The organism is Kitasatospora sp. NPDC004272, from assembly GCF_053603035.1.
Map to the genome: position 1 here is coordinate 1 of NZ_JBSGET010000265.1, position 3,212 is coordinate 3,212.

Here is a 3,212-nt window from a genome sequence, read left to right on the forward strand (position 1 = left end):
CGGCGCCCGACCCGAACGAGGGGTCGGGCGCCGCAATGCGTGTGCCGCAAGGGTCGTGTCCGCATGCCGGACGGCCGGTCCCGGAAATTGGGACGTGGACCAAATGTCTGATTTACTGGGTTCCATGACCACGACGACGACATGCATCCCCACCGGCGCGACGCCGGCAGGTGAGTCGCGCATGTGCGGCCGTCGAATGTGTCGCAGCTGAGGGCCCCCGCCCGGCACCCGCTGACGCCCCGTCGGCCGCCGACCGGCCGATGACTCGTTAGGGCCACGCCCACGGGCGGCCCGACCGGCCGACAGCCATGATCGAAACGACGTCGGCACCCCCCTTCCCAGGCACTCGCGTGCCCATCCCGCCATTGGCGCGGGCGCCCCCGCGGCCGTCCGCAGACGAACAACGGAAGCAGCTGTGATCACCACCAAGGGCCTGACCAAGGTCTACCGCTCCCAGGGCCGCGAGGTCCGGGCGCTGGACGACGTCGACCTGCACGTGCGGCAGGGCGAGGTGTTCGGGGTCGTCGGCACCAGCGGCGCCGGCAAGTCCACCCTGATCCGGTGCGTCAACCTGCTGGAGCGGCCCACCTCCGGCACCGTCACCGTCGACGGCGTGGAACTGACCGCGCTGTCCGGCAGCGAGCAGCGCGCCGGACGCGAGCTGCGCGCCGCCCGGCAGCGGATCGGCATGGTCTTCCAGCACTTCAACCTGCTCTCCTCGCGCACCGTCCAGCAGAACGTCGAACTGCCGCTGGAGATCACCGGGCTGGGCCGCCGCGAGCGCCGCCGCAAGGCCGCCGAACTGCTCGACCTGGTCGGCCTCGGCGACAAGGCCCGCAGCTATCCCTCCCAGCTCTCCGGCGGCCAGAAGCAGCGCGTCGGCATCGCCCGCGCCCTGGCCGGCGACCCCAAGGTGCTGCTCTCCGACGAGGCCACCAGCGCGCTCGACCCGGAGACCACCCGCTCGATCCTCAAGCTGCTGCGCGAACTCAACCAGCAGCTCGGCCTGACGGTCCTGCTGATCACCCACGAGATGGAGGTCATCAAGGCGGTCTGCGACTCCGCCGCCCTGATGCGCGGCGGCCGGGTCGTGGAGACCGGGCAGCTCACCGACCTGCTCGCCGACGGCCACTCGCGGATCGCCCGGGACCTCTTCCCGCTCGGCGACCTCGGCACCGGAGGCCCGGACCGCACCGTCCTGGAGATCACCTTCCAGGGCGACGCGCCCGCCCAGCCGTTCGTCTCCCAGCTGGCCCGCACCTACCAGATCGACATCAACATCCTCGGTGCGGCCGTCGAGACCATCGCCGGCCGCCTGGTCGGCCGGATGCGGGTCGAACTGCCCGGCAGCCACACCGACAACGTGGTGCCGATCGGCTACCTGCGCCAACAAGGGCTCCAGGTGGACGTCCTCGACCCGTCGAACGGAGCGGCCGCATGACCTGGGACCAGATGCAGGAACTGATGTGGCCCGCCACCTGGGAGACCCTCGGCATGGTCGGCATCGCCGGCCTGGTCAGCCTGCTGGTCGGCCTGCCGATCGGGCTGCTGCTGGTGCTCACCGACAAGGACGGCCTGCTGCAGAACCTCGCGGTCAGCCGGGTGCTCGGCGCGATCGTCAACGTCGGCCGCTCCGTCCCGTTCGTCATCCTGATGGTCGCGCTGCTCCCGGTCACCCGGGCGGTCGCGGGCACCACGCTCGGCTGGCAGGCGGCCAGCGTGCCGCTCGCGATCGGCGCGATCCCGTTCTTCGCCCGGCTGGTGGAGACCTCCGTCCGCGAGGTGGACGGCGGCCTGGTCGAGGCGCTCAAGTCGATGGGCGCGGGCACCGGCACCATCGTCCGCAAGACCCTGCTGCCCGAGGCGCTGCCCTCGCTGGTCGCCTCCGCCACCACCACGGTGATCGCGCTGATCGGCTACTCCGCGATGGCCGGCACGGTCGGCGGCGGCGGGCTCGGCGACCTCGCCATCCGGTACGGCTACCAGCGCTTCGAGACCGCCTTCATGTGGGTCATCGTGGCCGAACTCGTGGTCATCGTCACCGTGATCCAGCTGCTCGGCGACTTCGCCGCCCGCCGGCTCTCGCACCGCGGCGACTACCGCAGCCCGCTCAGCTTCTTCCGCTCCGCCACCGAGAAGCCGAAGGACACCGAGGAAGACCTGCTCTCCTCGCGCTGACCCCTCGCACCGAACTTCCCGTCCCGCACCACGGGACGGGCACCCCGGCCCCACCCGGGCCGTTCGCATCCCGCAGAAAGGCACTTTTCGTGCGTAACGTCCTGAAGACCACCGCCCTGACCGCCACCGCCGCCGGCCTCGCGCTCACCCTGGCCGCCTGCTCCTCGGGCTCGTCCGACTCCGGCGCCTCCGCCGACCCGAACAAGCCCCTGGTGGTCGCCGCCAGCCCCACCCCGCACGCGCAGATCCTCAAGTTCGTGCAGGACAACCTGGCGGCCAAGGCGGGCCTCAAGCTGGACGTCAAGGAGGTCAGCGACTACGTGACCCCCAACACCTCGGTCCAGGACGGCTCCGCGGACGCGAACTACTTCCAGCACCAGCCCTACCTCGACGACTTCAACAAGAAGAACGGCACGAACATCGTGTCGGTCGAGGCCGTCCACCTGGAGCCGCTCGGCGTCTACTCCAAGAAGGTCAAGAGCGTCGGCGAGCTCAAGGACGGCGCCCAGGTCGCCGTCCCCAGCGACGCCACCAACGAGGGCCGGGCGCTCAAGCTGCTCGCCGACAACGGCGTCATCACCCTGAAGGACGGGGCCGGCACCACCGCCACCGTCCAGGACGTCACCTCCAACCCGAAGAACCTCAAGTTCAAGGAGCTGGAGGCGGCCCAGCTGCCGCGCGCCCTCGACGACGTCGACGCCGCCGTCATCAACGGCAACTACGCCCTGGGCGCCAACCTCAAGCCCGCCACCGACGCCCTGGTGCTGGAGAAGGCCGAGGGCAACCCCTACGCCAACATCCTCGCCGTCAAGAAGGGCCACGAGAGCGACCCGCGGGTGCAGAAGCTCGCCGAGCTGCTGCACTCCGACGAGGTGAAGAAGTACATCGACGACAACTTCCAGGGCGCCGTCATCCCGGCGTTCTGACCGACCCGTCGACCACCGCGGTGCCCCCGGCCTCCCCCCCCGGGGCCCCCCCCCGCAGAGCCCGGGGCTGGGGACCGGGGACGCAGGCCCGCCCCCCCCCAGGCGGGG

At 71.1% G+C, this 3,212-nt stretch carries 3 protein-coding genes; all 3 read left to right on the forward strand.

From position 1 onward, the window contains the following. Positions 1 to 415 precede the first annotated feature (415 nt). The 3 genes from ACWEO5_RS38215 to ACWEO5_RS38225 all read left to right on the forward strand — a co-directional run bounded on the left by ACWEO5_RS38215 (position 416) and on the right by ACWEO5_RS38225 (position 3,104). Positions 416 to 1,441 (forward strand): methionine ABC transporter ATP-binding protein, encoded by a 1,026-nt coding sequence (locus tag ACWEO5_RS38215; RefSeq protein WP_452166666.1) that lies wholly within the window; start codon positions 416 to 418, stop codon positions 1,439 to 1,441. Continuing rightward, complete coding sequence (locus ACWEO5_RS38220) at positions 1,438 to 2,178, forward strand: methionine ABC transporter permease (protein ID WP_344555235.1); 741 nt, start codon at positions 1,438 to 1,440, stop codon at positions 2,176 to 2,178. Before ACWEO5_RS38215 ends, ACWEO5_RS38220 begins: the two co-directional genes overlap by 4 nt. Positions 2,179 to 2,267: 89 nt before the next feature. Further along, positions 2,268 to 3,104, forward strand: coding sequence for a MetQ/NlpA family ABC transporter substrate-binding protein (locus ACWEO5_RS38225; protein WP_452166667.1), 837 nt, complete (start codon positions 2,268 to 2,270; stop codon positions 3,102 to 3,104). The last annotated feature ends 108 nt before the right edge of the window (positions 3,105 to 3,212 follow it).